The organism is Pseudoalteromonas sp. Z1A2 (genome assembly GCF_011378755.1).
GTDB lineage: Bacteria > Pseudomonadota > Gammaproteobacteria > Enterobacterales > Alteromonadaceae > Pseudoalteromonas > Pseudoalteromonas distincta.
In genome coordinates this window covers 34,994-59,306 of sequence record NZ_WTKX01000011.1, presented here as the reverse complement: position 1 = coordinate 59,306, position 24,313 = coordinate 34,994, and the positions used below count along the sequence as shown (strand labels likewise).

Annotated in this window: 32 protein-coding genes; 17 read left to right on the top strand and 15 right to left on the bottom strand. The window is 39.7% G+C overall.

What is annotated here, in order from left to right:
- Window positions 1–18 precede the first annotated feature (18 nt).
- From GQR47_RS09690 to dolP, 3 genes are read left to right on the top strand one after another with little or no spacing between them, the layout of a single operon-like run.
- Entirely contained in the window at window positions 19–390 is a 372-nt protein-coding gene (locus tag GQR47_RS09690; protein ID WP_002957970.1) for a YraN family protein, read from the top strand.
- A gap of 32 nt (window positions 391–422) precedes the next feature.
- Window positions 423–1,016 carry an SIS domain-containing protein gene (locus GQR47_RS09685; RefSeq protein WP_002957968.1) on the top strand — a complete coding sequence of 198 codons (594 nt, stop codon included), beginning with the start codon at window positions 423–425 and terminating at the stop codon, window positions 1,014–1,016.
- Window positions 1,009–1,575, top strand: coding sequence for a division/outer membrane stress-associated lipid-binding lipoprotein (dolP, locus tag GQR47_RS09680; protein ID WP_024595590.1), 567 nt, complete (start codon window positions 1,009–1,011; stop codon window positions 1,573–1,575). The genes GQR47_RS09685 and dolP overlap by 8 nt, the downstream gene beginning before the upstream one ends.
- Before the next feature lie 61 nt (window positions 1,576–1,636).
- Here the strand turns inward: dolP and GQR47_RS09675 are convergent, their stop codons facing one another.
- The 8 genes from GQR47_RS09675 to zapE all read right to left on the bottom strand — a co-directional run bounded on the left by GQR47_RS09675 (window position 1,637) and on the right by zapE (window position 8,164).
- On the bottom strand, window positions 1,637–2,074 hold the full coding sequence (locus GQR47_RS09675) for a ClpXP protease specificity-enhancing factor (RefSeq protein WP_002957966.1): 438 nt from the start codon (window positions 2,072–2,074) through the stop codon (window positions 1,637–1,639).
- The gene (sspA, locus tag GQR47_RS09670; protein WP_002957965.1) at window positions 2,074–2,700 is read right to left on the bottom strand and encodes a stringent starvation protein SspA; all 627 of its coding nucleotides are present in this window, start codon (window positions 2,698–2,700) and stop codon (window positions 2,074–2,076) included. The genes GQR47_RS09675 and sspA overlap by 1 nt, the downstream gene beginning before the upstream one ends.
- Window positions 2,701–2,780: 80 nt before the next feature.
- The gene (locus tag GQR47_RS09665) at window positions 2,781–3,530 is read right to left on the bottom strand and encodes a cytochrome c1 (RefSeq protein ID WP_002957964.1); all 750 of its coding nucleotides are present in this window, start codon (window positions 3,528–3,530) and stop codon (window positions 2,781–2,783) included.
- Window positions 3,527–4,792 (bottom strand): cytochrome b N-terminal domain-containing protein, encoded by a 1,266-nt coding sequence (locus GQR47_RS09660; protein ID WP_002957963.1) that lies wholly within the window; start codon window positions 4,790–4,792, stop codon window positions 3,527–3,529. The genes GQR47_RS09665 and GQR47_RS09660 overlap by 4 nt, the downstream gene beginning before the upstream one ends.
- Window positions 4,792–5,382 (bottom strand): ubiquinol-cytochrome c reductase iron-sulfur subunit, encoded by a 591-nt coding sequence (petA, locus tag GQR47_RS09655; RefSeq protein ID WP_002957962.1) that lies wholly within the window; start codon window positions 5,380–5,382, stop codon window positions 4,792–4,794. Before petA ends, GQR47_RS09660 begins: the two co-directional genes overlap by 1 nt.
- Window positions 5,383–5,963: 581 nt before the next feature.
- A complete protein-coding gene (rpsI, locus tag GQR47_RS09650) occupies window positions 5,964–6,356 on the bottom strand; it encodes a 30S ribosomal protein S9 (protein ID WP_024595789.1) in 393 nt (130 codons plus the stop codon).
- 8 nt (window positions 6,357–6,364) lie between these two features.
- Window positions 6,365–6,793: a 50S ribosomal protein L13 gene (rplM, locus tag GQR47_RS09645; protein ID WP_002957960.1), complete on the bottom strand. Its 429-nt coding sequence runs from the start codon at window positions 6,791–6,793 to the stop codon at window positions 6,365–6,367.
- 282 nt (window positions 6,794–7,075) lie between these two features.
- Entirely contained in the window at window positions 7,076–8,164 is a 1,089-nt protein-coding gene (gene zapE, locus GQR47_RS09640) for a cell division protein ZapE (RefSeq protein WP_002957958.1), read from the bottom strand.
- Between the two features lie 134 nt (window positions 8,165–8,298).
- Here zapE and GQR47_RS09635 point away from each other — a divergent pair, with 134 nt between their 5' ends.
- The 3 genes from GQR47_RS09635 (at window position 8,299) to GQR47_RS09625 (ending at window position 11,409) form a co-directional block, all read left to right on the top strand.
- Window positions 8,299–8,742 (top strand): YhcB family protein, encoded by a 444-nt coding sequence (locus GQR47_RS09635; RefSeq protein WP_024595790.1) that lies wholly within the window; start codon window positions 8,299–8,301, stop codon window positions 8,740–8,742.
- 129 nt (window positions 8,743–8,871) lie between these two features.
- The gene (locus GQR47_RS09630) at window positions 8,872–10,224 is read left to right on the top strand and encodes a Do family serine endopeptidase (protein ID WP_024595791.1); all 1,353 of its coding nucleotides are present in this window, start codon (window positions 8,872–8,874) and stop codon (window positions 10,222–10,224) included.
- 102 nt (window positions 10,225–10,326) lie between these two features.
- Window positions 10,327–11,409 (top strand): trypsin-like peptidase domain-containing protein, encoded by a 1,083-nt coding sequence (locus tag GQR47_RS09625; RefSeq protein ID WP_024595792.1) that lies wholly within the window; start codon window positions 10,327–10,329, stop codon window positions 11,407–11,409.
- 87 nt (window positions 11,410–11,496) lie between these two features.
- Here the strand turns inward: GQR47_RS09625 and murA are convergent, their stop codons facing one another.
- The 7 genes from murA to GQR47_RS09590 are packed head-to-tail and all read right to left on the bottom strand — an operon-like array spanning window position 11,497 to window position 16,161.
- Window positions 11,497–12,756: a UDP-N-acetylglucosamine 1-carboxyvinyltransferase gene (gene murA / locus GQR47_RS09620; RefSeq protein WP_024595793.1), complete on the bottom strand. Its 1,260-nt coding sequence runs from the start codon at window positions 12,754–12,756 to the stop codon at window positions 11,497–11,499.
- 13 nt (window positions 12,757–12,769) lie between these two features.
- The gene (locus GQR47_RS09615; RefSeq protein WP_002957953.1) at window positions 12,770–13,027 is read right to left on the bottom strand and encodes a BolA family protein; all 258 of its coding nucleotides are present in this window, start codon (window positions 13,025–13,027) and stop codon (window positions 12,770–12,772) included.
- Between the two features lie 5 nt (window positions 13,028–13,032).
- A complete protein-coding gene (locus GQR47_RS09610) occupies window positions 13,033–13,326 on the bottom strand; it encodes an STAS domain-containing protein (protein WP_002957952.1) in 294 nt (97 codons plus the stop codon).
- Entirely contained in the window at window positions 13,319–13,999 is a 681-nt protein-coding gene (locus tag GQR47_RS09605; protein WP_024595794.1) for an ABC transporter substrate-binding protein, read from the bottom strand. The genes GQR47_RS09610 and GQR47_RS09605 overlap by 8 nt, the downstream gene beginning before the upstream one ends.
- 5 nt (window positions 14,000–14,004) lie before the next feature.
- Complete coding sequence (gene mlaD / locus GQR47_RS09600) at window positions 14,005–14,553, bottom strand: outer membrane lipid asymmetry maintenance protein MlaD (protein ID WP_002957950.1); 549 nt, start codon at window positions 14,551–14,553, stop codon at window positions 14,005–14,007.
- A gap of 13 nt (window positions 14,554–14,566) precedes the next feature.
- Window positions 14,567–15,346 (bottom strand): lipid asymmetry maintenance ABC transporter permease subunit MlaE, encoded by a 780-nt coding sequence (gene mlaE / locus GQR47_RS09595; protein WP_002957949.1) that lies wholly within the window; start codon window positions 15,344–15,346, stop codon window positions 14,567–14,569.
- The gene (locus GQR47_RS09590) at window positions 15,346–16,161 is read right to left on the bottom strand and encodes an ATP-binding cassette domain-containing protein (protein WP_076914915.1); all 816 of its coding nucleotides are present in this window, start codon (window positions 16,159–16,161) and stop codon (window positions 15,346–15,348) included. The genes mlaE and GQR47_RS09590 overlap by 1 nt, the downstream gene beginning before the upstream one ends.
- 255 nt (window positions 16,162–16,416) lie before the next feature.
- Here GQR47_RS09590 and GQR47_RS09585 point away from each other — a divergent pair, with 255 nt between their 5' ends.
- From GQR47_RS09585 to GQR47_RS09535, 11 genes are all read left to right on the top strand, one after another.
- Window positions 16,417–17,385: a calcium/sodium antiporter gene (locus GQR47_RS09585; RefSeq protein ID WP_024595795.1), complete on the top strand. Its 969-nt coding sequence runs from the start codon at window positions 16,417–16,419 to the stop codon at window positions 17,383–17,385.
- 3 nt (window positions 17,386–17,388) lie between these two features.
- A complete protein-coding gene (locus tag GQR47_RS09580; protein WP_002957946.1) occupies window positions 17,389–18,360 on the top strand; it encodes a KpsF/GutQ family sugar-phosphate isomerase in 972 nt (323 codons plus the stop codon).
- Window positions 18,361–18,912, top strand: coding sequence for a 3-deoxy-manno-octulosonate-8-phosphatase KdsC (kdsC, locus tag GQR47_RS09575; RefSeq protein ID WP_007580311.1), 552 nt, complete (start codon window positions 18,361–18,363; stop codon window positions 18,910–18,912).
- The gene (gene lptC, locus GQR47_RS09570) at window positions 18,909–19,463 is read left to right on the top strand and encodes an LPS export ABC transporter periplasmic protein LptC (protein WP_024595796.1); all 555 of its coding nucleotides are present in this window, start codon (window positions 18,909–18,911) and stop codon (window positions 19,461–19,463) included. Before kdsC ends, lptC begins: the two co-directional genes overlap by 4 nt.
- Complete coding sequence (gene lptA, locus GQR47_RS09565; RefSeq protein ID WP_002957943.1) at window positions 19,453–19,998, top strand: lipopolysaccharide transport periplasmic protein LptA; 546 nt, start codon at window positions 19,453–19,455, stop codon at window positions 19,996–19,998. The genes lptC and lptA overlap by 11 nt, the downstream gene beginning before the upstream one ends.
- Window positions 19,995–20,720, top strand: coding sequence for an LPS export ABC transporter ATP-binding protein (gene lptB, locus GQR47_RS09560; RefSeq protein WP_002957942.1), 726 nt, complete (start codon window positions 19,995–19,997; stop codon window positions 20,718–20,720). The genes lptA and lptB overlap by 4 nt, the downstream gene beginning before the upstream one ends.
- A gap of 69 nt (window positions 20,721–20,789) precedes the next feature.
- On the top strand, window positions 20,790–22,289 hold the full coding sequence (locus GQR47_RS09555; protein WP_002957941.1) for an RNA polymerase factor sigma-54: 1,500 nt from the start codon (window positions 20,790–20,792) through the stop codon (window positions 22,287–22,289).
- A gap of 26 nt (window positions 22,290–22,315) precedes the next feature.
- On the top strand, window positions 22,316–22,603 hold the full coding sequence (gene hpf, locus GQR47_RS09550) for a ribosome hibernation promoting factor (protein ID WP_007580301.1): 288 nt from the start codon (window positions 22,316–22,318) through the stop codon (window positions 22,601–22,603).
- A 4-nt stretch (window positions 22,604–22,607) separates the two neighbouring features.
- Window positions 22,608–23,060, top strand: coding sequence for a PTS IIA-like nitrogen regulatory protein PtsN (gene ptsN, locus GQR47_RS09545; protein WP_024595797.1), 453 nt, complete (start codon window positions 22,608–22,610; stop codon window positions 23,058–23,060).
- 18 nt (window positions 23,061–23,078) lie between these two features.
- Window positions 23,079–23,924: an RNase adapter RapZ gene (gene rapZ, locus GQR47_RS09540; RefSeq protein WP_024595798.1), complete on the top strand. Its 846-nt coding sequence runs from the start codon at window positions 23,079–23,081 to the stop codon at window positions 23,922–23,924.
- 42 nt (window positions 23,925–23,966) lie between these two features.
- The gene (locus tag GQR47_RS09535) at window positions 23,967–24,239 is read left to right on the top strand and encodes an HPr family phosphocarrier protein (protein WP_002957937.1); all 273 of its coding nucleotides are present in this window, start codon (window positions 23,967–23,969) and stop codon (window positions 24,237–24,239) included.
- Window positions 24,240–24,313 lie beyond the last annotated feature (74 nt).

Genomic DNA, 24,313 nt, shown 5'->3' with positions numbered 1-24,313 from the left:
TTAAGTTAAGGGGGCGGCATGTCGTGGTTTAAAGAGCTGTGGCACAATAGTCGCGAAAAAGGCCAGTATTATGAGCTTGAAGCGCAAAAATACTTAGTTACTCAGGGCTTAACACCCATTGAACGTAATTATTACTGCCCCTTTGGCGAGCTTGATGTCATTATGAAGGAAGGCGACACCCTTGTATTCATTGAGGTCAAGTTTCGCAAAAATAATGCCCGTGGCGGTGCCAACTATGCACTTAGCCCACAAAAACAAGCTCGATTAAAACGTAGTATTTATCATTACTTAGCAGCTAAAAATTTAACTAACCAAGCACTAAGAATTGATTATGTAGCCATTACAGGAGAAGCATCTCCTAATATTAATTGGCTTAAAAATGTATTTTAAACGCAAATACAAAGATAAATTATTGGTAGGCTATGCAAGACACAATTAAAGAAATTTTTACAGAAAGCATTCAAGTTCAAATCGCTGCTGGTGAAGTGCTACCTAGTGCGCTTGAGTCAGCTGCATTTACTATTGCACAAAGTCTGATCAACGGAAATAAACTCATTTGCTGCGGTACTGCTAATTGCCACATGCTCGCCCAGCACATGGCGGGTGTATTGGTTAATCACTATGAAACCGAGCGTCCTTGTTTGCCGGCAATTGCTCTATCGCAAGAAAACGTTAACCTTGGACAAAGTACTCAGGTAGACGATCACGATACATTTGCTCGTCAAGTCCGCGCTTTTGCCCAGCAAGGTGATTTATTGCTTGTACTGGCTATTAACGGTAACGAAAAACATGTTATTTCTGCCGTTGAAGCTGCACTAACTAAAGATATGAAGGTCATAGTTATGGTTGGTGATGATGGTGGCGAGTTGGTTGGCCTACTTGGCCCTAACGATGTTGAAATTAGATCCCCATCTAAACGCCCTAGCCGCATTATCGAATCCCATTTAGTTAACTTACATTGTTTAAGCGAACTTGTTGATTTAACGCTTTTCCCTCAGGATGAAAATTATGTTTAAACGCTCTCTTATTGTTTTAGGTACTGTTGTATTACTACAAGGCTGCGCAGCTGCTGTTGTTGCAGGTACAGCCAGTGCAGTAACTGCAGCGAACGATCGCCGTACCATTGGCTCTCAAATTGACGATAACAATATTGAAATAAAAGCGAGTATTGCACTTAGCGAAGTAGAACGCCTTGAAAAGTTTGCCAATATAAGCGCTGTAAGCGTTAACGGTATTGTTTTACTTGTAGGCCAAGTATCTAATGAAGAAATGAGAAAGGAAGCACAGCGTACCATTGAGGACGTTTCAGGTATTCGTAAGATACATAACCAAATTCGTATTGGCTCAAATATTGGCATTACTACACAAACGCATGACTCTTGGTTAACTTCTAAAGTAAAAGCTCAGCTACTAACAGCAAAAGACATTAGCAGTAATAACATTAAAGTAGTTACTGAAAACGCTGAAGTATTTTTAATGGGTTTAGTATCTGACTCTGAGTCTACTCAAGCTGTAAACATTGCCCGAAATGTATCTGGCGTAGAGCGTGTAATTAAAGTATTTGAATACTTGTAAACACAAAATACAGACATAAAAAAACCGCTTATTAAGCGGTTTTTTTTTTTGCATTTACTTATTATTTAATAACGCGTAAATGAGAGCCTTTTTTCTTCTGTGGCTTTTCTGGTGGTGTTTCATCAATAAATTCAGCTGATGAATCAACACTTTCAAGCTCAGGCACAAAATCGTCTTCGTCCTCTAAAAACTCATCTGCAGTAAAGACTGTTCCTTCGCCATTTTCACGCGCGTATATTGCAAGCACAGCACCTAGAGGCACATACACTTGCATTGGCTGACCACCAAAGCGCGCATTGAAGCTAAGTTGGGTTAAGTCTAACGAAAACTGTGTGACCGCTGATGGACTTATGTTTAAAACAATTTGTCCGTCTTGAACAAACTGTGTTGGCACTTGTACATTTGCAAACCCAGCGTCTACCACTAAATGCGGTGTACACTCGTTATCGACTATCCAATCAAAAAAAGCACGTAATAAATAAGGACGATTAGGCGTCATTATAAACGGATCTCACGCTCAGCTTCAGTTAAAGAGGCTTGGAATGACTCACGTTCAAATAAACGGATCATATACTCTTTAAGCTCTTTAGAACCTGCACCATTAAGCTCAATACCAAACTCTGGTAAACGCCATAATAGTGGAGCTAAATAACAATCTACTAAGCTAAACTCTTCACTCATAAAGTAAGGTGCTTCGCTAAAAATAGGTGCTACAGCAAGTAATGCTTCTGTTAGCTCTTTACGAGCTTGAGCAGCATCTGACGTGTTGTTACTGATTTTGTCAGCTAGGCTGTACCAATCAGTATCAATACGATGCATCATTAAGCGGCTACGACCACGCATTACCGGGTAAACAGGCATTAGTGGAGGATGAGGAAAACGCTCATCAAGGTATTCCATGATGATGTTTGCCTGGTATAAACCAAGCTCACGGTCAATCAGTGTTGGCACTGTGCCGTAAGGGTTAATTTCGTGAAGTGCTTCTGGCAAGTTATCTTTTTCAGCCAAATGAATATCTACACTTACACCTTTTTCCGCAAGTACAATACGTACTTGGTGGCTATACATACAGTTAGCACCAGAAAAAAGGGTCATTACAGGGCGCTTATTGGCAGCTACGGCCATGCCTATACCTCCATTAAATAACTAAAACAGCAAAAGGGGCTTAAGCCCCTATTGCAAAATTACCTTTAAAAATGTTCAACTTAATGAACATCTCTCCAGTATTCTTTCTTAAGCATAAATGCCAAGATAAATAGAATTATTAAGAATCCTATTACCTTAATACCTAGCGCTTCCGATTCAAGACGTGAAGGTTCACCCACGTACTCAAGGAAGTTTGTTAAATCACGAGCCGCTTGGTCGTATTCATCTACGCTTAATTCACCCGTACCATCAGTTTCAGTAGCAATAACTTTGGTCACAGTGTGGCCATGTTCTTCTACTTCTTTAGTGATAGGCGTTGGTAAACCTTGTAGTTCTTGAAGAACATGAGGCATACCTACCGATGGAAAAACAATATTGTTAACTCCAAACGGGCGAGATTCATCTTTATAAAACGATTTTAGGTACGTGTAAATATAATCTGGTGATTTTACACGTGCAATAAGAGTTAAATCCGGCGGAGCCGCACCAAACCATTTTGCTGCATCGTCTTTTGTAATTGCGTTTGTGATATGGCTACCGACTTTAGAGCCGTCAAAAATTAACTGCTCTAAACCAACTTCTGTTGGGATACCGATATCACGAAAAGTACGCTCATAACGTTGATACTGCATTTGGTGACAACCAAGACAGTAGTTCATGAACAACTTTGCACCGCGTTGTAAAGATGGTTGATCAGTAAGGTCGTTATTCGCTTCCATTAAAGGAACCGACGGACCTGCTGCCATAACCATGTTAGGCAACAAGTTTACTGATAAAGCAAATAAACCAATAATAAGCTTCTTCATCATTTCGTTAACCTCTCTGGCAATGGCTTAGTTTTTTCGTTCTTACTGTATACAAACAACAGTACGAAGAACATAAAGTAAGTCACAGTACAGATTTGAGAAATAATCGTTTTCATATCAGTTTGTGGAGTTGCACCCACCCAACCAAGAAGAACGAAAGTTACAACAAAGCCTGCAATGTTCCATTTATGGAAACCACAACGGTAACGAACCGATTTAACTCTACCACGGTCAATCCAAGGTAGTAATGCAAGTACTACAATCGATGCACCCATCGCCGCAACACCGATTAGCTTATCAGGGATTGCACGTAAGATTGCATAGAATGGCGTAAAGTACCAAACCGGGAAAATATGCTCAGGTGTCTTAAGTGGGTTAGCTGCCTCGAAGTTTGGACCTTCTAAAAAGAAGCCATTCATCGCCGGCATAAAGAACACAACCCAACAAAACAGTATTAAGAAACCAACCACACCCACAATATCTTTAACTGTGTAGTAAGGGTGGAACGGTATCGCATCAACAATGTCTTTTTTGTTAGTGTAATACTCATGGAATTTAAATTTAGGCTTATCTTCTTCAGCTACTGAGCCTTTCTTACGTTTAATCTCAATACCTTCAGGGTTATTTGAACCCACTTCGTGTAGAGCAACAATGTGTAAGAAAACTAAGATTACAATAACCAGTGGTAGTGCAATTACATGTAATGCAAAGAAGCGATTAAGCGTTGCACCTGATATTACGTAGTCACCACGGATCCAAAGTGTTAAGTCATCACCAATAACCGGAATAGCACCGAATAATGAAATGATTACTTGTGCGCCCCAGAACGACATTTGGCCCCATGGTAATAAGTATCCCATGAATGCTTCAGCCATTAGCGCTAAGAAAATGAACATACCAAATAACCACAGTAATTCACGCGGTTTTTGGTAAGAACCGTAGATCATGCCACGGAACATATGCATATATACAACGATGAAAAACGCTGATGCACCTGTTGAGTGCAAGTAACGTAGTAACCAGCCATATTCTACATCACGCATGATGTACTCTACCGAGGCAAAAGCACCTTCAGCAGACGGAACAAAGTTCATCGTCAACCAAATACCTGTTAGGATTTGGTTTACTAGTACTAACATGGCTAGTGAGCCAAAAAAGTACCAGAAGTTAAAGTTTTTAGGTGCTGGATACTGTGCAATGTGCATGTTCCAAACACGTGTCATTGGGATTCGGTCGTCTATCCAACCAATAATCTTACCAAACATTAGGCTACCCCTCTTTCTTCGCCCACTAAAATAGTGGTGTCATCTAGAAAAGTATAAGGTGGTATTTCTAAGTTTAATGGTGCAGGTACCGATTGAAATACTCGACCAGCCATATCAAATTTAGAACCGTGGCACGGGCAGTAGAAACCGTCATCAGTCCCTTCTACTTTCTCACCAAAATTACCTTGTAAAAAGCCTGGTGAACATCCTAAATGCGTACAAATACCTACAGCCAAAAATATTTCTGGACGTAATGAACGGTAATCATTTGTTGATGATTCTAATTGTTGTGGCTCTTGCGATTGCGGATCACGAAGTTGACCTTCATGTTCTTTCATCTGCTCAAGCATTTTTGGGGTACGTGATACAACCCATACAGGTTTACCACGCCACTCGACACGTATTAATTGTCCAGGCTCAAGTTTGCTGATATCTACTTCTACAGGCGCACCCGCAGATTTAGCTCGCTCACTTGGATTCCAAGACGCAATAAAAGGAACAGCAGCCCCAGCCGCACCAACACCACCTACAACAGAGGTAGCTATGGTTAAAAAGCGACGTCGGCCATTGTCTACAGGCGCATTGCTCATCCACTTATCTCCACTATGATTCTCAACACTTGCTATATTGAGAACATCAGTTACAGCAGGTTAATTATTCGAAATTTTTAAAATAGAAGCGATCATAATTAAAACCCTTGATTAAAACAAGGTTATTCAAAGCCCCATGCTCGAATAAACCTGACTTGATCAAAAATTTGATTAAGCTAGCTCGAGAATAAAGCCGAACGACTATAATAACGCTTCTGTAAAAACAATATACTGACCGAGATCAACACCACTAAGAGGAAACAGTAAAAACTGTACATAGTGTCGTTAAACTCACTCATTTTACTTCCACGCCAATTGTAGCAAAAAATTCCACCAATTAACTGATGGATTTAAACTAATTACGATAATTATTTAACTTTTTTGCAGCTATCTGAGTGTTTTTTAACTTTCGTTCGATTAATACGCAGTTATTAATAAATTTGATCATCATTAATTACAGCAATACCAAGTATGGCGACCGCTATAAACAAATTTAAATTAAGCAGCAAATGTAAACTTTTTGATTTGAAAACAAAAAACCCAGCATAAGCTGGGTTTTTGAATTCTTGATAACGTATAGATTAACGTTTTGAGAACTGTGGACGCTTACGCGCTTTCTTAAGACCCACTTTCTTACGTTCAACTTTACGTGCATCACGTGTAACAAAACCTGCTTTACGAAGTTGTGGACGTAGTGACTCGTCAAACTCCATAAGTGCACGAGTGATACCGTGACGGATAGCACCAGCTTGACCAGTTGTACCACCACCAGAAACGGTGATGTAAAGGTCAAATTTTTCAGTCATATCAACTAGCTCAAGAGCTTGATGAACAACCATGCGTGCTGTTTCGCGACCAAAATACTCTTCTAGAGAGCGTTTGTTGATTACGATGTTACCAGTGCCTGGGCGTAAGAATACGCGAGCACTTGAACTTTTACGACGACCTGTACCGTAGTATTGATTTGCCATGATGGTGCTCCTTAAATGTCTAGAACCTGAGGCTGTTGTGCAGCATGGTTATGCTCAGTACCTGCGTAAACTTTAAGTTTACGGTACATAGCGCGGCCTAAAGGACCACGTGGCAACATGCCTTTTACAGCTTTCTCGATGATCATTTCAGGCTTTGCAGCTTGAAGTTTATCAAAAGTAGTAGACTTAAGGCCACCTGGAAAACCAGAGTGAGCGTAGTACACTTTATCTTTGAATTTGTTACCAGTTACAGTAACTTTTTCAGCGTTGATAACGATGATGTAATCACCAGTATCTACGTGAGGAGTGTATTCAGCTTTATGCTTACCGCGTAGGCGGTGAGCGATTTCAGTAGCGATGCGACCTAAAGTTTTACCTTCAGCGTCAACTACGTACCAGTCACGTTTTACTGTTTCTGGTTTAGCAACAAACGTTTTCATTTATAAAAATCCAATGTTTTTCAATTAAAACCACAAGTAGTTAATATTAACTACTGCTCTAAGTTTGCTATAACCCCTTCGAGTTTTAGACTTTTGCGCCGCTCACAAGTGGCTAGACTATATGAGGACATAGAACGCAACGTGGCAGACGCGGGAGTATACCAGCACTTAAAACACATTGCTACTCGCCGGTTGTTTTTTCCACAAGAAATTTCAGAAATAAGAAGTACTATATATGTACCTCTTTTTTATAGTTGCCCTATTACACATTTACTTACTTATTTAAACTAAATGCTCTCTAGCTAAATATTCTAAGGATTGCATTTCTTGTAAACGACTAATACAACGCTTAAATTCAAAGTTTAAATTACCTTGGGTATAAAGTTCGGTAATAGGTTTTTCAGCCGATATAATTAAAGTTACATGGCGCTCATAAAATTCATCCACTAAAGCAATAAAGCGTCTAGCAGCATCATCATTAGTTTGCCCTAGCTGTTTTACGTTAGAAATAATCACCGTATTGTATAAGCGGCTAATCTCCATGTAATCGACCTGGCTACGTGCTGTTTCGCACAATTCACTAAACTCAAACATCACAACGCATTTAGCTACTTTACGCGTTTTGATTTTTCGCCCTTCTATCTCTATCGGCTCATCTAATTGCCCTGGCTCTGGCGATAACTTATCGAAGTACTCAAATAGGTTCTTATCCGCATCTTCATCTAACGGACTATGAAAAATTTCAGCTTGCTCTAAAGTACGTAATCGGTAATCAATACCTGAATCTACATTAACTATCTCGGTATTTTTTTTAACAAGCTCAATTGCTGGCATAAAACGCGCTCGCTGTAAGCCATTTCTGTAAAGTTCATCAGGCACTATATTAGAGGTTGCTACAAGTACTATGCCCCGTGCAAATAGCGCTTCCATTAAGCCACCTAATAGCATGGCATCAGTAATGTCTTGTACAAAAAACTCATCAAAGCAAATAATGTCTGTTTCTGCTTTAAAAGTGTCAGCAATTTTTTCTAATGGATTAGCCGTATTATTTAGCTTTTTAAGCTCGTTATGCACTCGGTGCATAAATCGATGAAAGTGCACACGCATTTTACGTGTGCCCGGTAATGATTCGTAAAAAGTGTCAACTAAATAAGTTTTACCACGCCCTACTCCCCCCCAAAAGTACAAACCTTTTACAGGCGCAGGTTCTTCTTTACTAAATAGCTTAGCAAAAAAGCCTTTTTGTTTTGGCTTTGTCTGAGTTAGGTCATCGTATAGACGTTGTAAATGGCGCACAGCATTTTCTTGTGCTGCGTCGTGTACAAAGTCATCTCGCTTTAAGTCTTGTTGGTATGTTTGCCAAGGAGTCATATCTATTTACAGTTAAAACACAGTTTAATTTGCAAAGCATATTAACACGCATCATAACTCGGGGTATATTACACTTAGTATGATTTATAATTGAATCGGCATTCGTTAGTTATTTTCCCAAAGGGGTAGTTTTTATGGGCACAGTTATGTGGGTAGGTTTGATTGTTATTGTTGCTGTTGTAGCATTTTTTATTGGTGCATTTGTAACTAAAAAACAGTTCAAACAAGATGAACTAAAAGAGCAAGCGGAACAAGCACAAAGTGCGCTTGAGCAGTATCGCCAAGATGTCGCTGATCATTTAGCGAATACTGGTAAGCTCGTAAATAAAATGAAAGAAAACTATGATCAACTGCTTAGTCACGTTGAAGAAACAAACCAGCTTCTTCTAGAAGATAGAAATAAAGCACCAGCTGAACCTTATTTCTCTAAAGAAACAACCGAACAATTACAAGCATCTTTAAAAGAGCGTCGTTCAGACCGCTCTTCTGCAGAAGCGCAACCAGCTGATTATGTATCAGGTGAATCCGGTTTATTTGCTGGTCAAAATAAAGTTTCAGAACATTCTAAAGCATCTTGATGAACTTTTTTTTGACCCCATAGTCTTTAGATATAACAGCTTTGTTGTTTTATCTTAATAAACCGAAAAGGGCTGCTGTAAAGTAGCCCTTTTTGTTTTGCTTTATCTTAAGTGGAGTTACCCCTGACTATGAAAATGAAATTATCACTTATCAGCGCAGCTATTCTATCTACAAGCTTATTAATGAGCCCTGTAGCATCTTATGCAAAAATGCCAATTGCAGTAAATGGTCAACAACTACCAACTCTTGCCCCCATGCTAGAGAAAATATCTCCAGGTGTTGTAAGTATCCAAGTTTCAGGCTCAAAAGAAGTACGCCGCCGTGCAGATCCGCTTGAATACTTTTTTGGACAGCAACAGCCTCGCAGTCAAAAGCGTCAATTTAGTGGGTTAGGCTCTGGGGTAATTATTGATGCTGATGAGGGTTATGTAGTCACTAATAATCACGTAATCCAAGATGCCGAAAAAATGGTAGTAACCCTCGAAGATGGCCGTGAATTTGAAGCAACTAAAATTGGTACTGATACAGAATCAGACATCGCTCTTTTACAAATAGACGCTGATGACTTAACTGAAATAAAACTCGCAAATTCAGATAGTTTACGAGTGGGCGACTTTGCCGTCGCTATTGGTAACCCATTTGGACTTAGCCACACAGTTACATCTGGTATTGTTAGCGCTCTTGGCCGTAGTGGTTTAAATATTGAGGGCTACGAAGATTTCATTCAAACCGATGCTGCTATCAACCAAGGCAACTCTGGTGGTGCACTAGTTAACTTAAACGGTGAATTGATTGGTATTAACACTGCTATTTTAGGTGCTTCTGGCGGTAACGTGGGTATTGGTTTTGCCATTCCATCAAACATGATGAAAAACTTAGTTGATCAAATTGTTGAACACGGTGAAGTACGCCGAGGGTCGCTGGGTATCTCTGGCCGCCCACTTGATGCAGGCCTTGCTAAGGCGCAGCAACTTGACGTTAAACAAGGTGCTTATGTAATGCAAGTAATGGACGACACTGCCGCAAGTAAAGCAGGTATAAAAGCAGGTGACGTAATTGTTAGCATTAATGGCGGTGATATTAGTGGTTTCCACGAACTGCGCAGCAAAATTGCTACGCTAGGTGAAGGCCGCGAAATAAAACTTGGCATTTACCGCGATGGTAAAATTAAAACAGTGAAAGTAACTCTTGATGGTGCATCAGGTGTTACAGCGACCGGTGAAGAACTCCATCCTGCATTCCAAGGCGCTGAGCTCGAAAACGTGCAAAAAAATAGCAATAAAGGTGTTGAGGTTACGTCTGTAGACCCTCGCTCACCTTCTGCCCGTGTTGGCCTTGAAGAAGGTGATATTATTATGCAAGTGAATCGCCAACGAGTAGAAACTATTCGTGATATGAATAAGATTATCGAAAACACCAAAGGTAATATCGTACTTGGCGTACAACGTGGCCGTGAGTCTATATTTATTTTAATTCAGTAATAAATAGCACTATTAATGTAATAAAAATAACAGTGGCACTTGCCGCTGTTATTTTTTTTATGTCATCATAAAGAGATTGCTCACTTACATAATAAGAAAACTGTGCTGAAATTAATAAAATTTATTCTTCCCCCTTTATTTGCAGGTCTAAGTATTGCTTTTTTAGTGGTTTTTTTCAGCCCTAATATGCGAGCCGCCTTACTTCCTAATGTTCCCCTTCCAAGCGCGATGAGTGCGAGTCACTTGAGTTTTTCTGATGCAGTTAAACGAGCAGCTCCTTCTGTAGTTACTATTTTTTCAGAAAGCATTTCCAAAGAACCTCGTTATAAAAGAAAAAACACGGTACAAGAGCTAGGCTCTGGCGTCATTATGTCGCAAGACGGTTATATTCTTACTAACTACCATGTTGTGAATAATGCAGACCAAATTATGGTTATCTTAACCGATGGCCGACGCTTTTTTGATGTGCAACTAATTGGTTTTGATACCATTACTGATTTAGCCTTACTTAAAATCAATGCAGATCACCTCCCGGTGATTCCCGTAAACGATAGCTATGTATCAAATGTAGGCGATGTTGTACTTGCTATAGGCAACCCGCTTAACTTAGGGCAAACAATCACTCAAGGCATTATTAGTGCAACGGGTAAGCAAAAAATTACAGATAGCCCTTACAATAACTTATTGCAAATGGATGCAGCTATTAACGTGGGCAACTCCGGCGGCGCATTAGTTAACTCCAATGGTGATTTAGTCGGCATTACTTCTGCACAATTTAAAACGCGTGAGAACTTGAATATTCAAGGAATATTTTTTGCGGTTCCTTACTCACTTGCTAAAAAAGTGATGGGTAAACTCATTCGTCACGGTCGGGTTGTACGCGGCTATTTAGGCTTTGAAGGCACAGCAGTAGATAGTACAGGTAAAGAAGTAAACGACAGCCTAACGCCGGTTACTGGCATGCGCATTACTAATTTAGACCCTTTGGGGCCAGCATGGCAAGCGGGTATTGAAGAGCAAGATATCGTCATTAAAATTGCAGGGCTTTCGGTAGCAAATCCACAAAAAGTGCTTGAAAAAATAGGTAATACGGAGCCAGGTAAAGAAATAGAATTTGAGCTTTACAGAGATGGGAAAATAGAAAAAATAATGGTGGTGGTAGCTGAACTTGAAACAAAGCTTTAAAAAAGAGTAATACCAATCGTCAATAAAAAGGTCGGATAGCAATTTGCGTATCCGACCTTTTTTAAAATAGCTTAACTAGTTATCTACTTAGCTACTTCTACGTTTAATGTTTGCGCCTAATGCACTTAGTTTATCTTCAATGCGCTGATAACCTCTATCAACGTGATAAATACGATCAACAACCGTTTCACCTTGTGCCACTATACCCGTTAAAATTAAACTAGCTGAAGCGCGTAAATCGGTTGCCATTACTTGCGCACCCGTTAAGCTTTCAGTCTCACCACAAATTGCGGTATGCCCTTCTAAACGAATATTAGCGCCCATACGCTGCAACTCTGGTACATGCATAAAACGGTTTTCAAAAATCGTTTCTGTGATCGTTGCACTACCATTTGCTACTACATTTAATGCTGTAAACTGAGCTTGCATATCCGTAGGAAAACCTGGGTGTGGAGCTGTTTTAATATTCACGGCTTTAAGTTCTCGGCCGCGCATATCAAGATAAATACTATCGTTATGTACTTCTAGGTGCGCATTCGTAGCACGTAGCTTTTCAATCACAGGCTCAAGAGAATGAAAATCTGTATTTTTACAAAGTACTTCACCGCCAGCCATTGCTGCTGCGACTAAAAACGTCCCTGTTTCAATTCGGTCAGGTAAAATACTGTGCTCACAGCCAGCTAAACGCTCAACGCCCTCAACTTCAATGCGGCTGGTACCTGCACCCGTAATTTTAGCGCCCATAGCAATTAGGCAGTTAGCTAAATCAATTATTTCAGGCTCGCGTGCCGCATTATCAAGTATGGTTTTACCATCAGCCAGGGCCGCTGCCATTAATAGGTTTTCGGTAGCGCCTACACTTACCATTTCCATAAAAATTTCAGCGCCTTTTAAGCGACCATTCACCTTGGCATTAATATAACCATTTTCAACGTTTATTTGTGCGCCCATGCGCTCCAAACCTTGAATATGAATATCAACCGGGCGAGCGCCAATGGCGCACCCACCTGGTAAAGACACTTGAGCCTCACCAAAACGAGCCACTAGAGGGCCTAATGCAAGCACAGATGCGCGCATTTGCTTTACTAAGTCGTAAGGCGCTAATGTTTTATCAACCGTTGCACCGTCAATCACTAGCGTATCGCCCTGCCAATTAACATCAGCACCTAAAGTTTTTAATAAGGCTTCAGTGGTCACTATGTCGCGAAGACGCGGCACATTAGTAAAGATACTTTTACCATCAGCTAATAGCGAAGCAAATAAAATAGGAAGTGCAGCATTTTTAGCGCCCGAAATAGTCACTTCACCAGCAAGTGAAGTGCCACCTTGAATTACAAATTGATCCATTAGGAGGCCCTAGTTATTGCGGTAAAATAAATTTTTGTTCACGCTTCCACTCTACAGGAGTAAATGCACGAATAGATACTGCGTGAATTGTCCCATCTGAAATTGTATTCATTAATGGACCATAAACTAGCTGCTGCTTTTTAACTCGGCTTAAACCGTCAAAGCATTCGCCTACCGCAACAACTTCATAATGACTACCATTGGCTTTTACATGTACTTCAGCTAATTGAAGTTCTTCGCGTAATAATGTTTCGACTTGGCTAGTTTCCATAACTCTCACTCAAATAGGGTTGTAACCTGACCCAATTGCATTAAATTTTGCAATTGCTCAGGTAGGTTTTGCAATTCAAGGCGAATGCCTTGCTGCTTTAATTCTGCAAAAGAGTGAATTAACCAAGCTAAGCCTGCTGTGTCAACCCTTGATACTCCACTTAGGTCGAAATAGATGATTTTATGCTTAGTTAATAACTTATTGTTCAGAAGCTGTTCATCGCCAATTGAATTTCGAGTAAGCTCACCGCTTACTCCAAAATGTTGTCCATCAACTTGGCTTATTGCCAATTTAGTCATTCGAGTTACTGCCTCTAAACTGAACTGGTAGCTGACTCTTTTGCTCTAAAAGGTTACTTACATTATCAATACCTTGCTGGCGCAAAATACCTTGCAGCTCACTTTGTTTTGCGTCTAGTAAGCTAATACCTTCGGCAATCATATCGTACGCGCGCCATTCACCGTCACGGTCTTCGCGTACTTTAAAATCGATTCTGATATCAGGTTTACCGTCTTCAATAATTTTAGTCTTAATAACAACGACGTCTTTACCTTTGAACGCTTGCTCTGCACCAAACTCAACTTTCTGGTTTGTGTATTGAGTAAATACACCTGCATAAGTAGCAACTAAGTACTCTCTAAATACACCAATAAAGCGTTGAATTTCTTTAATTGCTTTGGCCTTTTCAGCCTCGTCGGTAATTGCACGAACTTTAGATACTTCACTGCCAAGTACACGAAGTGCTGCATATTTATAGTCGATATAAGGCATTAATTCTTCTTCGACTATTACGCGAAGGTATTCTTGATCTTTAACAATTAATGGCTGATCTTTTTTAATGCGCGCAAATGTATTATCGGCAACTTGGCGTACCATTTTATTAGGATCGACTAATTTCACATCTGCTGCACTTACGCTTTGAGTTAGCGTCATTGTGCCAATTGCTACAATAGCTAAAAACTTTTTCAACATAATAATTACTCACTACCTTGGTTGAATAAAAACTGCCCGATTAATTCTTCAAGTACAATGGCAGACTTAGTGTCAGTAATTGAATCGCCATCACCTAGTGCTTTGCTTTCCACACCAAATAAATCGTCAATTGCTTCATCTTGCTTGTTCTCAGTCACTGTTTCGCCTAAACAACGTTGTTTAGCAGAATCTGGAGAAATTACAGGGTGAATACCTAAGTACTGCTCACCTAAAATACCCGACGTTAAAATAGAGATTGAGCTTGTGTCTGAAAAACGACATAAGTACTGTGCGTCAATGGTCATATTAACGACTGGTAAAAATTCTTGTGGGTGTACATAAATTGATTCAACACGACCAATTACAACACCACCTACTTTTACCGGCGCACGCGCTTTTAACGAGCCAATGTTTTCAAACTTGGCATTAAGCGTATATGTTTCGCCAGAGCCACTAATACCTGAATTGGCAACTTTAAGTGCAAGCATCGCAAAAGCTAAAATGCCAAGTGCTACAAAAAAACCAACTAAAATTTCTAATTTCCGTGAATTCATTATCTATACCCTATTAGCTGGTAAACATTACCGCTGTCAAAATAAAGTCAAAACCTAAAACTGCTAATGACGAATGAACAACCGTTTCGGTGGTTGCTTTGCTGATCCCTTCTGAGGTCGGCACACAGTCATATCCTTTATAAAGCGCAATCCAGGTCACCACTATGGCAAATACAAAACTCTTAATAATACCGTTTAGTATGTCTTGCTGAAACGACACTTGTGATTGCATGATTGACCAAAAACTACCTGTATCAACCCCCAGCCAATCTACCCCCACTAAATGAGCGCCTATAATTGCTACGGCTGAAAATATCAATGCAAGCAATGGCATACTTATAAAACCCGCCCAAAAGCGCGGTGCAATAATACGTTTTAGCGGATCGATTGCCATCATCTCAAGTGATGAAAGTTGCTCTGTTGCTTTCATTAAGCCAATTTCAGCTGTCAAAGCGCTACCTGCGCGTCCTGCAAATAATAATGCAGTAACAACCGGGCCTAGTTCTCGCAATAAGCTCAGTGCCACTAACGGCCCTAAACTATCCTCAGCGCCATAACCAACCAATACGGTGTAACCTTGTAGAGCCAACACCATGCCGATAAACAAACCCGACACCATAATAATGAGTAACGATTGCGAACCAACCATATAGAGCTGGCGAACAAGTAAAGGTGTGCCTTTTTTAAAATTAGGAACATGCGCTAATGCACTAAACAGCATATAAGCAGAACGACCAAGGGCCGCAAAACGTCCTAGCGTTTTATGCCCTAGCTTTTGAAATAAATCCAACATTATGCTTTTTCTCCAAGTAGTTCGTCTGCATAAGCCTGAGCCGGAAAATGAAATGGTACTGGACCATCCGACAAGCCTTTTAAAAACTGTTGAACTAAAGGAGATTCATGATTACGCATTTCATCTGGAGTACCAGAACCAATTACCCCCTGATCGGCGATAATTATAACGTGTTCGGCAATACTCATTACCTCTGTAACATCGTGCGTCACGATTAAAGACGATAAACCTAATACTTCGTTGAGCGACTTAATTAGCTTAACCAATACGCCCATCGAAATAGGATCTTGTCCTGCAAATGGTTCATCGTACATGATTAGCTCTGGATCAAGTGCTATAGCGCGCGCAAGTGCAGCACGTCTTGCCATACCGCCGGATAACTCAGAGGGCATTAAATCTTTAGCGCCACGTAGCCCAACAGCTTGCAATTTCATTAACACAACTAATCGAATAAGGTCTTCACTTAGCTTTGTGTGCTCTCTTATAGGAAACGCGATATTGTCAAATACCGACATATCAGTAAACAGCGCACCACTTTGAAAAAGCATGCTCATTTTAGTACGTGCTTCGTATAACTCTTTACGAGACATTTTAGGAATGCTGCCACCTTCAAATAAAATATCACCTGAATCTGGTTTAAGCTGACCACCAATTAAACGCAACATAGTGGTTTTGCCAATTCCGCTTGGCCCCATGATCGCAGTAATTTTACCTTTAGGAACGCTAAAACTCATATTTTTATATATGATTCTATTGCCTCTCGAAAAGCTAACATCCTTGACTTCTACTATTGATTGCGACAAGTCGCTCTCCATAAAAATGTTCACTAGTGCACCTATTTTAAAGCTTTTTTGTCAAAGATGGAAAAAACAATTCGTAAGATTTTGTAATACACCCATGAAAAGGATTATAAGACTCGCTCAAAACAGCTTAACCCCGGCTTAAATTTTTAAATTAGCTGTTTAAAAGCAACATTGTTACGCAGTTGACCTTACTCTTTTATTTATACTTTCATCTTGGCTTTTGTTACTATTCGCGCCATCCGTATTTTGTATAACTGGCTTAACACAATGGTTACCTCGTTTGTTATTTTAATTCTTGGTTTTGCAGCTCTTGTTTGGAGTGCCGATAGGTTTGTTTATGGGGCTGCGGCTCTTGCTAAAAACTTTGGTGTACCTACACTTATTGTTGGTTTGACCGTTGTAGCCATGGGCTCTTCAGCCCCTGAAATGATGGTTTCAGCCTCTGCCGCTTTGGCTAACAAAACCGACACAGCCGTTGGCAATGCTGTTGGCTCTAATATTACAAACATTTTACTTGTGTTAGGTATCACTGCTCTATTTCGCCCTCTTTCAGTTTCATCTAGTACGTTAAAACGTGAAATGCCATTAGTGATGCTCGTATCTTTAGCTACTTGGTATGTGTTCTCAGATAACTACTTTTCATTTAGTGAAGGTGTTGCGCTTTTAGTTGGCTTTATCGTATTCATCGGTGGGTTAATCATTGTATCTATGCGTGCAAAAAACCAAGATGACCCATTTGTCTCAGAAGCCTGCGACGATGTACCAAACGATGTACCTACTAAAAAAGCGGTATTTTGGTTAATTGTCGGCATAATACTCCTGCCGGTTAGTTCTCATTTTTTAATCGGCTCAGCTGTTGATATTGCTAAATACTTCGGCTTAAGCGACTTAGTCATTGGTTTAACAATTATTGCCATTGGTACTAGCTTGCCGGAACTTGCCGCCTCGGTTGCAGGTGTACTTAAAAATGAAGATGATTTAGCACTAGGTAATATTGTTGGATCAAACATATTTAATATTTTAGCTGTATTACCTCTAGCAGGTATTATTAATCCTTCAGCAGTTGATCCATCGTTAGTAAGCCGAGATATATTAATTATGATTGGTGCAACACTTGCTCTTATTATTATGTCATTGAACTTTAGAGGCACCCAGCGTATCAATAGGGTAGAAGGCGGCTTATTGCTAATAGCGTTTTTGGGTTACCAAGGGTATATTTTTAGTCAAGTAGGGTAAATGATGGCAACGCTAAACTTTATTGAACAAGGCCTTCGCGTTTTAGATGTTGAGCGCCAAGCACTTAGTGATATTGCACAATATGTAGATGAAAATTTTCATAACGCGTGCCAATTAATGTACGACTGTGAAGGCCGTATTATTGTTATTGGCATGGGAAAATCAGGCCATATTGGCAATAAAATAGCGGCAACCCTTGCAAGCACTGGCAGCCCTGCGTTTTTTGTTCACCCTGGTGAAGCAAGTCATGGTGATTTAGGTATGATCACTAAAAATGACGTGGTTATGCTTATTTCTAATTCAGGGGAAACCAGCGAAGTTTTAAATATCATTCCGGTTTTAAAACGACTTGGTGCCAAAATGATAGCGATGACTGGCAATACACAATCAACAATGGCAACCCTTGCTAATGTACATGTGTGCATTAAAGTAGAAAAAGAAGCTTGTTCATTGGGTCTAGCCCCTACATCAAGTACCACTGCAACGCTTGCGATGGGCGATGCCATGGCAGTTGCATTATTAGAAGCTCGCGGCTTTACAGCTGATGACTTCGCGCTATCTCACCCAGGTGGTAGTTTAGGCAAGCGCTTATTACTTACTTTAAAAGATGTTATGCACAGCGGCGCAAATACACCTATTATTGATGTTTCACAAACAGTTAAAGATGCTCTAATAGAAATGTCAGCTAAAGGGTTAGGTATGACAGCCATTGTTGATGAAAATCAGCAACTCGTAGGGTTATTTACCGATGGTGACTTACGTCGCATTTTAGAACAAAGAATTGATATTCATACAACACAAATAGATGTTGTTATGACTAAGTCATGCACTACAGCTACGCAAGATATTTTAGCCGCTGAAGCGCTCAATATTATGGAACGTAAACGTATAAATGGCCTAATCGTCGTCAATGAGAAAAACCAACCTATTGGCGCATTAAATATGCAAGACCTATTAAAAGCAGGAGTGTTATAAATGCAATTTGAAGAACTCTATCAACCGCTGAGCGATGATGCAAAAGCACGCGCTAAAAAAGTAAAACTACTTATATGCGATATTGATGGTGTATTTTCTGATGGCCGTATTTACCTTGGCAATCAAGGTGAAGAGCTAAAAGCATTTAATACAAAAGATGGTTTTGGCATTAAAGCACTTATAAACAGTGGCTTTGAAGTAGCTGTTATTACTGGTCGTCATTCACAGATAGTACAACAACGTATGAGCAGCTTAACCGTACAGCATATTTATCAAGGCCAAGAAAATAAGCTCATTGCCTATCAAGAATTAAAAGATAAACTCAACCTTAGCGATGAACAAATTGCTTATATTGGTGATGACGGTCCTGACATGCCTGTTATGGAGTTAGTAGGCTTTGCCGTTGCAGTAAATGATGCCCACCCGCTTATTAAGCGTTTGTCACATTATGTAACGCAAATGCCTGGCGGTTTTGGTGCTGTGAGAGAACTCACCGATTTGCTCATGCTTGAAAATGGTAAAGCATTGACTACACAAGGCACTAGTTCATGAATGCAGCGCGCATAATATTAAGCGTTTTATTCATTAGCTGTATGGTTTGGCTTTGGTACCCTTATTTTACACAAACAAATATTGTGCCTCAGGCTGAGCCTGAAGTTGTTGCTAAGCCTGATTACATAGCTATTGAGCTCAAACAGACAGCCTATGATGAGCAAGGTAAAATTAGCCACAAAGTCACTGCGGCTAAAATGGAGCTATACCAGCAATTAGGTTTCACGTTTTTCGAAAAACCCATTTTTACTTTATATAACGAACAACAAACGTGGCAAATAAATGCAGACGAAGCAACATTATACGAAGATAAACAATTAATTTTAGAAGGTAATGTGGTTGCCAAAAATTTAACCGATAACGTCATGATAGACAAAATCAATGCTGATAATATTCAGGTTGATATAAAGTTATTAACAATGCGTTCGGAGCAACCCGTCATTATCACTGGACCCAATTTAAAAATCACCGGTAAAGGCCTAGAAGCCGACTTAAAAACCGAAGTGATAAAACTAATTAACCATACGCGAACCATATATTATGACCAATAAAATATTAAAATCACTGATAATTCCTACACTTATACTAGCGTTTAATAGTAGTGCTGCAGAACAAAACACGCAACCTGCTGCCAATCAAATTTCAATAAGTGCCGACAAGCAAGAAGGTCAATTAAAAGCTAATGTGGGTATTTTTGAGAAAAACGTTGAGATTATTCACGGTAATCGCCGCATTACAGCCGATCGCCTAGAAGTACACAAACGTGATGAACTTGGTGATAATAAACAATTATTAATTGCCACAGGTAGCCCTGCGCACTTTGAAGAAAAGCAATCAGACGGCACGACTATGAGCGCCAGTGCTGACGAAGTACGTTATGATGTATCTAAGCGTTTTTTAACGCTTGTTGGTAATGCACAAGTATCGCAAGCCGGACAAAAAATAAATGCTAAAAGCATTACCTACGACATAGAGCAGCAGCTCATCAGTGCCGAAAAAGATGAAAACTCAACTGACCGCGTTCACACAATTTTAGTACCGATCGAAACTAAAAAAAGTAAAAAAGGCGATAAAGGTCAACCATGAGCACATTAAAAGCAGAACTATTGGCAAAAAGCTATAAAGGTCGTGAAGTTGTAAAAAACGTCGGCCTTGAAGTACAAGCTGGCAGTATAGTTGGCTTACTTGGCCCTAACGGTGCTGGTAAAACAACGACTTTTTATATGATTGTAGGGCTTGTTCCTAGCGACAAAGGTAAAATATCTATTGATGATAACGATATTACTCTTTTACCTATGCATAGTCGTGCTAGATTAGGCATAGGCTACTTACCACAAGAGTCATCGATTTTTAGAAAGCTGACTGTTTATCAAAACTTAATGGCCATTTTAGAAACACGCAAAGAACTAAATAAACAAGCCAGAGAAGACACGCTCAATAACTTATTAGATGAATTTAGCATACAACACATTCGTGATAGCCAAGGTATGGCATTATCGGGTGGAGAACGTCGTCGTGTAGAAATAGCACGAGCGCTGGCAGCAGATCCTAAATTTATACTACTGGATGAACCGTTTGCCGGTGTTGACCCTATTTCGGTATTAGATATAAAGAAAATAATAGAACATCTTAAAAATCGTGGGATTGGTGTATTAATTACCGACCATAACGTAAGAGAGACCCTTGATGTTTGTGAAAAAGCCTACATTGTTTCTCATGGGGAGCTGATTGCATCAGGTACTCCAGAACACGTATTAAATGATAAAACAGTACGCGATGTTTACTTAGGCGAGCAATTTAGGCTGTAACATTTACGCCATGTCTTTAAGCATCTGCTAGTATTAATTATAACAACATAAAAGGATTGTTAGAGATACATGAGGCAATCACTACAGCTGCGCATGGGCCAGCAACTTACAATGACTCCACAGTTGCAACAAGCTATTCGTTTGTTGCAACTCAGTACATTGGATCTCCAGCAAGAAATACAAGAAGCTCTCGACAGTAATCCACTATTAGAGGTTGAAGAGGCAGACTATTCCGAAGACGCTGCTGGTAAAAACGAGCAAAAAGCTGATACCGATGACATAACTGTTAGCGCATCTGCTGATGATGCTCCGAGCGAATACGAACAAGATACTGGTGAAGCACTTGCAAAAGACACGCTAAGTGACGACATGGCTATGGATGTTAGTTGGGATGAGTACATGAGTGCCGCTCCTGCAGCCTCATCAGGTCCAATGCCTGAAGATGAATCTATATACCAAGGCGCCTCTACTGAAACGCTCCATGAGTATTTAATGTGGCAATTACAACTAACGCCATTTAGCCCTACCGATGAAGCCATCGCTATTGCGATTGTAGAAGCCGTCGATGATTCAGGTATTTTAACACTAAGCTGCGAAGAAATTTTAGAAAGCTTTAATCAAGAAAACGAAGATGATAACGAAGTCGAACTTGATGAAATTGAAGCGGTATTAAAACGCATCCAACTGTTTGATCCTGTTGGTATTGCTGCACGTAGTTTACAAGAGTGTTTGTGTATTCAGCTTAATCAATTTGATAAAGAAACACCTTACATTAATGAAACGAAAATGATTTTAACCGAGCATATTGATCTATTAGCAGCTCGCGACTATCGTACATTAATGAAAAAAACTAAGCTCAAAGAAGAAGAGCTTAAAGAAGTAATGACACTAATACATACTCTCAACCCAAAACCTGCAGATACTATAGTAAGGGAAGAATCTGAGTATGTTATTCCTGATGTGTCAGTTAAAAAAATTAAAGGCCGCTGGGTTGTCGAATTAAACCCAGATAGCATGCCTAAAATTCGTGTTAATAGCCAATACGCGGCAATGTCTCGCACTGTAAAATCAAGTGGCGACAGCCAGTTTATTCGCTCACATTTACAAGAAGCTAAATGGTTTATTAAAAGCTTAGAAAGTAGAAACGACACGCTATTAAAAGTTACTAATTGTATTGTTAAGCAACAACAAGGCTTTTTTGAACATGGCCCTGAAGCCATGAAACCAATGGTTTTAAATGATGTCGCTGAAATGGTAGAAATGCACGAATCGACAATTTCGCGCGTAACTACTCAAAAGTACATGCATACACCCCGTGGTATATTTGAGCTTAAATACTTTTTCTCAAGCCATGTAAGTACTGAAAACGGTGGTGAATGTTCATCTACAGCAATACGTGCGCTTATCCGAAAATTAATCGCAGCAGAAAACTCAGCAAAACCATTGAGTGATAGCAAAATAGCGGATATATTGGCTGAGCAAGGAATTAAAGTAGCAAGACGTACAATCGCAAAATACCGCGAATCTCTTGCTATTCCACCGTCAAATCAGCGTAAAAGTCTGATTTAAGACGCTAAACTAAGAGGGTAATGCTTATGCAACTAAACTTAACTGGTCGTCACGTAGAATTAACCGATTCACTAAGAGACTATATTAATACTAAATTTGCGAAGCTTGAAAGACACTCTGATCATATAAATAATGTTCATGTCATTCTCGATGTAGAAAAATTAAATCAAAAAGCAGAAGCCACAATACACGTAAGCGGTGCTGAGCTATTTGCCTCTACAGAACATCAAGATATGTATGCCGCTATTGACTCGTTGATCGACAAGCTCGATCGCCAAGTAATCAAACACAAAGAGAAGCTTGCTCGACACTAATATGATGAAATTAAGTTCACTTATATGCCAGGACTGCAGCAAAGCTGCGGTCCTTTTTAATAGCAAAAAAAGAATTTTAGAGTTCATTAGCGAACTTGCTCACGACAAACTTCCGTATTTACCGCAACAAGATATTCTTAATGCTTTAATGAGCAGAGAGAAATTAGGTAGTACAGGTATAGGGCGTGGCATTGCTATTCCTCATGGAAGAATGAGCGGTGCAGAAGAGCCTTTGGCTTTAGTGCTCGTTAGCGAAACTCCAATAAACTTTGATGCAATCGATAATCGCCCTGTTGATATTTTTGTCGCACTCATCGTACCAGATGGCGATAACCAGCAGCACTTAAAGACTCTAGCAACCATTGCTGATAAACTAAACAACAAAGATTTTTGTAAACAGTTACGCAGTGCAAAATCTGATACTGAGCTTTACCAAGTTATTGTCGATCAATCATAGTTTTATAAAGGGTGTTAAATGGAGTTAATTATCATAAGCGGCCGTTCTGGTTCTGGAAAGTCGGTTGCTTTGCGCGTTGTAGAAGATTTAGGTTATTATTGCGTTGATAATATTCCAGTAAACCTACTACCTTCATTAGTTCGCAGTGTGTCTGATAGCTACGATAAAATTGCTGTTAGCATTGATGTGCGCAACATCCCTAAAGAACAAGATGAATTTAACGATATTCTTGAATACTTACCAGGCTTTGCAAACCCTACGTTATTTTATTTAGATAGCGACGATCAGACATTGATCAAACGCTTTTCTGAAACACGCAGATTACACCCACTATCAATAGACTCGTTGCCGCTTGATTTAGCCATCAAAAAAGAAAAAGAATTACTTGATGTATTAACCACTCGCGCCGACTTTATGGTAGATACGACTGATTTAAGTGTTCATCAACTCGCTGAATCTATTCGTGAAAAGATTTTAGGTAAAAAAGATAAGCAACTGATTGTCACATTTGAATCATTTGGTTTTAAACACGGTATACCAAAAGAAGCAGACTACGTATTTGATGCACGCTTTTTACCAAATCCACACTGGGAACCAGAGTTAAAGCCTTTAAATGGGTTAGATCAACCGGTTAAAGACTATTTAGCTAATCACAGCATAGTGCAAAAATTCACATGGCAAATTCAAACATTTGTACAAACGTGGTTACCACATTTAGAACGAAATAACCGCAGTTATTTAACCATTGCTATTGGGTGTACAGGCGGGCAACATCGCTCTGTGTATTTAGCGCAAACTATCGGTGAAAGTTTCGCAATGACACATCCCAATGTAAAAATTCGCCATCGCGAGCAAGAAAAATAATATAGCTGAATAATCACCTGTTCAGCTTAGGTAGAGTAAGTTATGCATTGTGAAGATACCTTTTTAATAAAAAACAAATTAGGCTTACACGCCAGAGCAGCTACTGTGCTTGCGCAATTAGCAGTACAATTTGATGCGACAATCACATTATTCCAAGATGACAAAGAAGCAGCAGGCGATAGCGTACTTGCACTAATGTTACTTGAAAGTAGCCAAGGAAAAGAAGTTAAAGTTGTTTGTAAAGGCCCTGATTCTGAGCAAGCTTTACACGCTGTTGGAGAATTAATAGCACAACGCTTTAATGAACAAGAATAACCTGTTTTATAAAAACAATATTCGCATTACTAATGCTTCAATTAAAACAGATATATAAAATAGATAGGTTAGTA

Bases quoted from the DNA above. Each gene is read 5' to 3' on its own strand.
- GQR47_RS09630 (WP_024595791.1), top strand. From the start codon at position 8,872: ATGAAAATGAAATTATCACTTATCAGCGCAGCTATTCTATCTACAAGC.
- GQR47_RS09685 (WP_002957968.1), top strand. From the start codon at position 423: ATGCAAGACACAATTAAAGAAATTTTTACAGAAAGCATTCAAGTTCAA.
- sspA (WP_002957965.1), bottom strand. From the start codon at position 2,700: ATGGCCGTAGCTGCCAATAAGCGCCCTGTAATGACCCTTTTTTCTGGT.
- GQR47_RS09605 (WP_024595794.1), bottom strand. From the start codon at position 13,999: ATGTTGAAAAAGTTTTTAGCTATTGTAGCAATTGGCACAATGACGCTA.
- mlaE (WP_002957949.1), bottom strand. From the start codon at position 15,346: ATGTTGGATTTATTTCAAAAGCTAGGGCATAAAACGCTAGGACGTTTT.
- petA (WP_002957962.1), bottom strand. From the start codon at position 5,382: ATGAGCAATGCGCCTGTAGACAATGGCCGACGTCGCTTTTTAACCATA.
- ptsN (WP_024595797.1), top strand. From the start codon at position 22,608: ATGAAATTAAGTTCACTTATATGCCAGGACTGCAGCAAAGCTGCGGTC.
- GQR47_RS09585 (WP_024595795.1), top strand. From the start codon at position 16,417: ATGGTTACCTCGTTTGTTATTTTAATTCTTGGTTTTGCAGCTCTTGTT.
- GQR47_RS09615 (WP_002957953.1), bottom strand. From the start codon at position 13,027: ATGGAAACTAGCCAAGTCGAAACATTATTACGCGAAGAACTTCAATTA.
- lptC (WP_024595796.1), top strand. From the start codon at position 18,909: ATGAATGCAGCGCGCATAATATTAAGCGTTTTATTCATTAGCTGTATG.
- GQR47_RS09535 (WP_002957937.1), top strand. From the start codon at position 23,967: ATGCATTGTGAAGATACCTTTTTAATAAAAAACAAATTAGGCTTACAC.
- mlaD (WP_002957950.1), bottom strand. From the start codon at position 14,553: ATGAATTCACGGAAATTAGAAATTTTAGTTGGTTTTTTTGTAGCACTT.
- GQR47_RS09690 (WP_002957970.1), top strand. From the start codon at position 19: ATGTCGTGGTTTAAAGAGCTGTGGCACAATAGTCGCGAAAAAGGCCAG.
- GQR47_RS09590 (WP_076914915.1), bottom strand. From the start codon at position 16,161: ATGGAGAGCGACTTGTCGCAATCAATAGTAGAAGTCAAGGATGTTAGC.
- GQR47_RS09665 (WP_002957964.1), bottom strand. From the start codon at position 3,530: ATGATGAAGAAGCTTATTATTGGTTTATTTGCTTTATCAGTAAACTTG.
- murA (WP_024595793.1), bottom strand. From the start codon at position 12,756: ATGGATCAATTTGTAATTCAAGGTGGCACTTCACTTGCTGGTGAAGTG.
- GQR47_RS09635 (WP_024595790.1), top strand. From the start codon at position 8,299: ATGGGCACAGTTATGTGGGTAGGTTTGATTGTTATTGTTGCTGTTGTA.
- GQR47_RS09675 (WP_002957966.1), bottom strand. From the start codon at position 2,074: ATGACGCCTAATCGTCCTTATTTATTACGTGCTTTTTTTGATTGGATA.
- GQR47_RS09555 (WP_002957941.1), top strand. From the start codon at position 20,790: ATGAGGCAATCACTACAGCTGCGCATGGGCCAGCAACTTACAATGACT.
- rapZ (WP_024595798.1), top strand. From the start codon at position 23,079: ATGGAGTTAATTATCATAAGCGGCCGTTCTGGTTCTGGAAAGTCGGTT.
- lptB (WP_002957942.1), top strand. From the start codon at position 19,995: ATGAGCACATTAAAAGCAGAACTATTGGCAAAAAGCTATAAAGGTCGT.
- kdsC (WP_007580311.1), top strand. From the start codon at position 18,361: ATGCAATTTGAAGAACTCTATCAACCGCTGAGCGATGATGCAAAAGCA.
- GQR47_RS09660 (WP_002957963.1), bottom strand. From the start codon at position 4,792: ATGTTTGGTAAGATTATTGGTTGGATAGACGACCGAATCCCAATGACA.
- GQR47_RS09610 (WP_002957952.1), bottom strand. From the start codon at position 13,326: ATGACTAAATTGGCAATAAGCCAAGTTGATGGACAACATTTTGGAGTA.
- zapE (WP_002957958.1), bottom strand. From the start codon at position 8,164: ATGACTCCTTGGCAAACATACCAACAAGACTTAAAGCGAGATGACTTT.
- rplM (WP_002957960.1), bottom strand. From the start codon at position 6,793: ATGAAAACGTTTGTTGCTAAACCAGAAACAGTAAAACGTGACTGGTAC.
- dolP (WP_024595590.1), top strand. From the start codon at position 1,009: ATGTTTAAACGCTCTCTTATTGTTTTAGGTACTGTTGTATTACTACAA.
- GQR47_RS09580 (WP_002957946.1), top strand. From the start codon at position 17,389: ATGGCAACGCTAAACTTTATTGAACAAGGCCTTCGCGTTTTAGATGTT.
- lptA (WP_002957943.1), top strand. From the start codon at position 19,453: ATGACCAATAAAATATTAAAATCACTGATAATTCCTACACTTATACTA.
- hpf (WP_007580301.1), top strand. From the start codon at position 22,316: ATGCAACTAAACTTAACTGGTCGTCACGTAGAATTAACCGATTCACTA.